This window comes from Sphingomonas sp. (genome assembly GCF_031380695.1).
In the GTDB taxonomy this organism is placed as follows: domain Bacteria; phylum Pseudomonadota; class Alphaproteobacteria; order Sphingomonadales; family Sphingomonadaceae; genus Sphingomicrobium.
Window position 1 is genome coordinate 1 of record NZ_JANMWY010000330.1, and the last position, 6309, is coordinate 6309.

Consider the following 6309-nt stretch of genomic DNA (forward strand, 5'->3'; position numbering starts at 1 on the left):
CAGCGGCGGCGGGACGGAGGCACGCCCATGGCGGCACCGATCCGCCCAGCCAGATCGGCGACGCGGGCGGAATGGCCGGCGGTGAAATGGCTTTTGGCATCGATCACCGAACCGAAGGCGGCGGCGATGTCGTCGAGATAATCCTCGTCGACTTCGCGCGCATGTTCGGCCGGAGCGAGCGCGAGCAGGCGGGTTTCGAGGAACGGTGATTCGAGGCCGGTCCAGAACTGCTCGTTAGCGGCGACCGCATCGAACGCAGCGACCAGCGCCGGGTCGAGCCAGCTGCCCGAGCGGCGCCTGATCTCGTCGATCGCGGCGTTGCGGCCGGCATGGGTGTGAAATACGTCGGCGACCTGGGCGAGGAGCGCGATCCGGGCGGCGAGCGGAATGGCGTCGCCAGTGAGATGATCGGGTCGGCCCGAGCCGTCCCAATGTTCGTCGAGGTGATAAATGCCGTCGGACACGGCCGTCGAGAAATGGAGCGAGTGGGCGATGTCTGCGCCGCGGGTGCAGCGCGCGACGATCAGTTCCTGCGCGATGCTGTCGCCGTTCTTGAGAATATGGCCGATCGCCCCGGCGCGGCGGCGCAGCGGGGCGGCGCGGGCGGTCCGTGACGCGATGAAGTGGATCGTCGCGGCGAGGCCGGTGCCGACGGTCTTGTAGCCTTGCTTGAAGGCGATGTCGTCAGCCTGGTAAAGTTCGCAGATGCGCGCGGCGTTGCTGCTGCAGCCAAGATCCTTGAGCAGCAAAGTATAGTAAAGGTCGTCGCGGTCCTGCGGCGAGAGGCCGAGCGCCCGACCGATGTGGCTGCCGATCCAGCAGGCGCGCAGGCAGTGACCGGCCGGCTGTCCTTCGGTGATGTCAAGCGCATAGCTGAACGCGCCGATGAGTTCGGCGAGCGTCACGGTCTGTGTCGTGGTCCCTGACGTGATGGGTGCAAACTTCACGAGGCCGAGCTCCTTCGAACGAGAGCGTCTTGGCGGCCAGTCATTAATTTTTGGTTTATCCGCCGCTGGCCCGGCCGCCCGAGGTCAGGTGCGTGACGTCTGACCGCGCCCCGGTCCGCATGGGGTGGAAACCTGACGTTGAGGTGTGGGGCTTAGCAGGGCCGGGCGTGGCGGGTGGGCCATTGGCGAAACGATGTCGCGGTGACATTAGTGGCCAGCGGCGCGATGATTGAAGTCGCTGTCCGGGGGGGCGAATGTTGGGCAAATTTCTCGCGGGCTATCTGCTGATTACCGGGATCGGCGCGTTCGTGGCGCTGAGCGCGCCCGGGCTGGTGGTGCTGGGTTTCTTCCTGCTGCTGATCCCCGGCCTGATCCTCAGCCTGATGCCGACCGCGTTCCTGTACGGCGTGGTCTTCGCCGCCGGCTGGTACGGTGCGCGCGCGCTGCTGGGCGACGGCGTGATCGCCATCGTAGGCGGCGTGGCGGCGATCGCGATCGTCGCCACCCTGACGGTCCTGCCGAGGCGGATGATCGATCTGGCGGCCTATCATGCCACGATACAGCCCGATGTTAGGCCGGCGTCGCCGATCGCGCTGAAAGGAAACGTCCGGTTCAATCGCCAGCAGGCGAATTTGAACGAAGCCAGCGAGCAGGTGTATCCCTATGTCGTCGGGACGCGCGGCTATGCCTGCGACAGTTTCTGCCTGGCCGCGCTGTTCACGCCGGGGGTGACCAGCGTCACCATCGATCAGACCCGGGAAGCCGACAAGATCGCCGATGGACGCCCGTCGCCCGAAGCACGAACCTATCGGCTGGCCCCACGACCGAACTGTCAGTCGAATGTCGACATGAACTTCAGGGGGATGCAGCCGCCCCTGCGCAACAAAGGCAGTCATGGGATCAGCGATTATGAGGACGGCAAGGTGCTGGCCGCGCAGTGGGCGCTGAAACTCGCCAGCGACTTTTGCCTGGTCGCCGAGCCCGCCCGCATCGCGCACGACATCGTGATCACGGAGCGTGAAACTGACAATGCTACCGCGCGCAAGAAATGGTCGTTCGGACCGGGCCGGATCAGCACGCAGACAATCGAAATCGCCGAGCGCGGCAAGATCGTCTATCGTAACCACCAGAGCAGCGTGAACACGTTGGACAAGATCCTGACGATCGCCGGGACCGGTGGCATCGAGAATTTCGGCTTCGACTGGGCGCGGACCACCATCAACAGCAAGACCGGTTATGATGCCGTCAAGCTCGCCGACAGTCTTGGCGATTTCACCACTCTCGCTGGTCGCCCGGAAGTCGGCATCAGCAAGAACAAGGCCGCCATGCTGCCCCCGTTGCGGGCGCAGATCAGGCAAGCGCTGGATGCGGGCACGCTCGACGAACGCAGCCCCGCCTTCCAGGTGCTCGAAGCCTATTTCGCGGCCGTGGGCGACAAGGCCACCGACGAGGATGTGGCGATCACCAGCCGCCTCGCCGCCGACCCGCGGTTGAAGAGCCTGCCCGGGATCTGGTCGCTGAAACTGACGCTGGCGCAGGCCAGGATCGTCTATGATGCCTACACCAAGCGATTGCTCGCGAATGATCCCGCCGACGCGCCCAAGAAGAGCGTGTTCAACGCGGTGCTCAAGGGTCTCGGCCCCGATGCCATCTCCCTGATCGGCGCCGATCAAAAGAGGTTGCTCGACGACCCGGTGCGACGGCTGGCCGCGCCGGAGCTGGTCCGGACGCTGGGCTATGGCAATATCGATCAGGCGTGGCAGCTGTTCGCCATTCTGAAGCAGACCGCAGCGACGCTGGCCGACATCCGCACGCAGCGCGAGAATGGGACGATCGGCTCCTATGGCCGGCAGGACGAGCGGGACGTGAACGGCGACATGATCTCCTTCGTCAAGTCGGGGTTCTGCCTCGGCGCGCCGAAAGATAAGCGCCTACTCGGCGAGCTCGACGTCTTCCTCAAGAGTGGTGGGAGCTATGCCATGACCGACTGGAACGTCACCATGGTGAGAATGGGTAAAGCGATCGATACGGTCGAGAAGCCAGAAGACACGAGCGGCACATTGAGCAACTATCAGCGCAACGTGCAGAGCAAGGTCGACCATTGGACGCCCGACCGCTGCTGACGGCGCGCGCGGGCGCGATGGCCTCTCCGAGGAAGTGGGCGCTCTCCGCTGCCGTCAGGCCGCATGGCCCAGGTCGGCGTAGCGGGTTGGGCGGTGGGTCTTGAGAAGGCTGCGCAGGGTGGTGGTGATGCTGGCGAGGAGCGCCGGGCTGGTCACGTCGCCGGGATGGACGGCGAGGCGCATCGTGCTTGGCAGCGACAGGGTGCGCGCGAGGGCGGCGACGAGCAGCGAGGAGCGCAGGCGCATGGGGGTGCGGCTGGCCCAGGTAATGACGGGGGTCTTGGCGAGGATCGCGCCGGTGGTGGGGTTCCACACGCGCCAATGATCTTCGGCCAGCGGGATGGCGGCCATGCGCAGGGCTTCGCGTGCGCCGTCGCCATAGAGCCAGGCGGGGGCGACGAAGCCGGTCACCGGGCGACCGATGATATCCTCGAGCAGCGCCTTGCCGGCGGCGATGCGTCTTGCCGCTTCGGCGGCGTCGAGGGCCAGGAACTCGCCCTCCCCCGCCGTCATGTGCTTCGCGCGAAAGCCGCCCTGCCCGCTGTCGTCGCGGTGGAACCAGCCGTGGAGGAAAATCTCGTGCCCCGCGTCGGCCAGCGCGCGCAGGCGGGTGGCGAAGGGGGTGCCGGGGCGGATCGGCGCTTCGCCCCAATGATTGGGGACCACGAGCAGCGCGGGGGTGGGCACGCCGGTGACGGCGAACAGGGCGTGAAGGCGGTCGAACGCGCCTTCGCTGCGCGGGCCGACGTCGTGGATCGAGGCGAGGAGGCGGGGCATGGAGCCCATTATCGTTCCGGTCATTGAACGTTCATGAACGAACGTGCGAAAGGCCGACGATGCGGATCGTCGACGTTTGTGCCTTCTACACCCCCCATGGCGGCGGGGTGAAGACCTATGTCGAGCGCAAGCTGAAGGCGCTGCCGGCGCTGGGTCACGAGATCATCGTGCTGGCACCGGGACGGCATGACAGCGTCGAGCGGCGCGGACCGGGCGCGCTGCTGGTGACAGTCGCGCAGCCGACGCTGCCGGTCGACCGCCGCTATCATTATTTCACCGATCGTAATGCGATCCATGATGCGCTCGATGCGTGGCGACCGGATTTCGTCGAGGCGAGCTCGCCATGGTCGAGTGCGACCAAGGTGGCCCAGTGGCAGGGCAGCGCCCCGCGCGCGCTGATGATGCACGCCGATCCGCTGTCATCCTATGCCTATCGCTGGCTGGGCGGAGTCGCAAGCCGGGCACGGATCGACCAGATGTGCGGGGGATTCTGGGCGCATCTGCGGGCGCTGGACCGGGGCTTCGACCTGGTCGTCAGCCCGGGGGCAAGCCTGTCGCGGCGGTTGGGAGCGGGCGGGCTGGAGAAGGTGGTGACGGTACCGCTGGGTGTCGAGCCGGGGATATTCCGCCCGGGGCGCGCCGACCCGGACCTGCGCCGCAAGCTGTTCGACCGGCTCATGCTGGCGGGCGACGGGATCATCCTGGCCGGCGTCGGGCGGTTCGGGGCGGAGAAGCGCTGGCCGATGGTCGTGCGGGCGGTAGCGCAGGCGTCACGGCGGCGGCCGGTCGGGCTGGTGCTGATCGGCGCCGGCGGCGAGCGGGCGCGGATCGTCGCGGCAGCGGCGGGCTGCTCGCATATCGAGATCATGGAGCCAACCGCGAACCGGGGCGAGCTGGCGACTTTGCTCGCCAGCTGCGACGCGCTGGTCCATGGCTGCGAAAGCGAGACCTTCGGGCTGGTGGCGAGCGAGGCGCGGGCGAGCGGGCTGCCGCTGATCGTACCCGACCGCGGCGGGGCATTCGACCAATTAGGCGCGGGCGCCGGGCTGGCCTATCGCGCGGGCGACCAGACGGCGCTGCGCGACACGATCGTGCGATTGTTCGACGCGCCGGGCGCGTTCGGCGGGCATGAGCGGGCGGCGGCGCGGGTCAGGACGATGGACCAGCATTTCGCCGATCTGACCGAACGCTATGCGGCGCTGGTGCCGGGGGCGGCGGTCGTCCCCGAGTGGACGGTCACGCCACGCTTTGTGGAAGCGCTGAGCGCTTAAGCAGGTCCAATGCTTCATCCAGTCCCACCACCTCGGCATATTTGGCCTGGAGGTCGAACAGGTTGGAGTCGTGGGGACCGGGGGCGCGGTCGCCGCAGGCGTCGCGCACGACGTAGGGGATGAAGCCGTGCTGGAGCGCGTCGAGCGCGGTGGCGCGGACGCAGCCCGAGGTCGAGAAGCCGGTAATCAGCAGGCTGTCGATGCCCATGGCGGTCAGGCTGGCGGCGAGCGAGGTAGCGAAGAAGGCCGAAGCATATTGTTTGGTAACGACGAGGTCGGCGTCGTGGGGGCGCAGGGCATCGTCGAAGTCGCCGAGCGGGTTGTTATCGAGAAAAGCGGCGAGCGCGGGGACCTTGCGGGTAAACAGGCCGCCGTCGAGACCGCCTACGCCATAGCGGACGCGAGTGAAGACGACGGGGACGTGCGCGGCGCGGGCGGCGGCGGCGAGGGTGATGTTGGCAGCGAGGGCCGACTCGACCCCGGCGTAGAGCGGCGAGGCGGGGTCGAGATAGGCGCGACAGACGTCGACGATGAGCACGGCGGGACGCTGGCCGAACGGCAAATGGCCGTCGAACCCGGCCTTGGCATAATCCTCGTCAAGCGGGGTGGTCACTCGGCCGCCAGCGCCTCGGGCGGGACGGCGGCGTTCGTCCAGCGCGGCTGTTTGGGCGCGTCGCGGCCCGTGTCTTTCATCGAATCGCGGCGAAGCTCGTCGATCGCGGGGCCGGTGTTGAAGGTCGGGAGGGTCGCCGGGCGGGCGGCGCGCATGGCGCTGCGCAGCGTGTCGGTGGCGGACGAGTCGACGCCGCCGTCGGAGCCGAGGACGACGCCATAGGCGCGCGCGCCGGTGGCGGTAACGAGGCCCTGGACGACTTCGTGCGCGACCAAGGCGGGAGCGCGGTCGAGCGGGTCGCCCCAGCCGCCGCCGCCCCAGGTAATGAAGTCGAGCTCGTCGCCAGCCTCGACCGCAATATCCTCGGCCTTGTTGCCGACCACGGTCTCGCTACCGTCGGCCGTGCGCAAAATCTTGGTCGCGCGGGCACCGGGCGCGCCGCCGTTGACGCCCCATGGCGGCACGAACCAGCGATCGTCATGGATCGCGATCTGGCCGGGTTCGAGGAATTTATAGGTCATGATGATGCCGTTGCCGCCGCGATGGAGGCCAGCGCCGCCGGAGTCGGCGACGGTCTC

Annotated in this window: 6 protein-coding genes; 2 read left to right on the forward strand and 4 right to left on the reverse strand. The window is 67.8% G+C overall.

Annotation, left to right across the window (positions count from 1 at the left end; genetic code table 11):
- The coding region (locus tag RMN84_RS11890) for an HD domain-containing phosphohydrolase (protein ID WP_309612380.1) at positions 1-947 on the reverse strand (947 nt) is incomplete at its 3' end.
- A gap of 254 nt (positions 948-1201) precedes the next feature.
- Between RMN84_RS11890 and RMN84_RS11895 the strand changes: the two genes are divergently transcribed.
- Complete coding sequence (locus RMN84_RS11895) at positions 1202-3070, forward strand: hypothetical protein (RefSeq protein ID WP_309612381.1); 1869 nt, start codon at positions 1202-1204, stop codon at positions 3068-3070.
- Positions 3071-3124: 54 nt separating this feature from the next.
- On the opposite strand, the gene RMN84_RS11900 is transcribed toward RMN84_RS11895, so the two are convergent.
- Entirely contained in the window at positions 3125-3871 is a 747-nt protein-coding gene (locus RMN84_RS11900) for a DUF2334 domain-containing protein (protein WP_309612382.1), read from the reverse strand.
- 35 nt (positions 3872-3906) lie between these two features.
- Between RMN84_RS11900 and RMN84_RS11905 the strand changes: the two genes are divergently transcribed.
- Positions 3907-5118, forward strand: coding sequence for a glycosyltransferase (locus RMN84_RS11905; RefSeq protein WP_309612383.1), 1212 nt, complete (start codon positions 3907-3909; stop codon positions 5116-5118).
- On the opposite strand, the gene RMN84_RS11910 is transcribed toward RMN84_RS11905, so the two are convergent.
- Positions 5084-5731 carry an isochorismatase family protein gene (locus RMN84_RS11910; protein WP_309612384.1) on the reverse strand — a complete coding sequence of 216 codons (648 nt, stop codon included), beginning with the start codon at positions 5729-5731 and terminating at the stop codon, positions 5084-5086. The two genes, RMN84_RS11905 and RMN84_RS11910, sit on opposite strands and share 35 nt — an antisense overlap.
- Positions 5728-6309: hydantoinase B/oxoprolinase family protein (locus RMN84_RS11915; protein WP_309612385.1), on the reverse strand; the 582-nt coding region annotated here is incomplete at its 5' end. The genes RMN84_RS11910 and RMN84_RS11915, both read right to left, overlap by 4 nt.

Excerpts from the sequence above, each read along its gene's own strand:
- RMN84_RS11895 (WP_309612381.1), top strand. The coding sequence starts at position 1,202 with ATGTTGGGCAAATTTCTCGCGGGCTATCTGCTGATTACCGGGATCGGC.
- RMN84_RS11900 (WP_309612382.1), bottom strand. The coding sequence starts at position 3,871 with ATGACCGGAACGATAATGGGCTCCATGCCCCGCCTCCTCGCCTCGATC.
- RMN84_RS11905 (WP_309612383.1), top strand. The coding sequence starts at position 3,907 with ATGCGGATCGTCGACGTTTGTGCCTTCTACACCCCCCATGGCGGCGGG.